At 48.4% G+C, this 219-nt stretch carries 1 protein-coding gene; it reads right to left on the bottom strand.

The features are described 5' to 3' along the window. Positions 1-219, bottom strand: a 219-nt coding sequence (locus ACT3QN_RS13710; protein ID WP_444523994.1) for a hypothetical protein, incomplete at both ends; no start/stop codon positions are given.

Raw genomic sequence — 219 nt, 5'->3', positions numbered from 1 at the left:
CTTTCCAAATCTCAAAGGCAGATTGTCCATCGTCACCATCAGCACCAGTGATGTCATTGATAAAGTCTTGTTCGGTTAAGTTGTCATTCCCTTGTAGGGCTTTCCAAACTTCAAAGGCAGACGCGCCATTAGCGCCTGTTGCACCAGCTACCCCTTGTGGTCCTGTGATCGCCTGAATAAACTCAGCTTCCGTTTTGTCTTCGTTGCCTGGCAAGCTCT

Origin of the sequence: Psychrobacter sp. AOP7-C1-14, assembly GCF_052376135.1 — a bacterium.
Taxonomy (GTDB): Bacteria; Pseudomonadota; Gammaproteobacteria; order Pseudomonadales; family Moraxellaceae; genus Psychrobacter.
The sequence above is the reverse complement of the archived record's forward strand: the minus strand, read 5'-3'. Positions and strand labels throughout refer to the sequence as shown.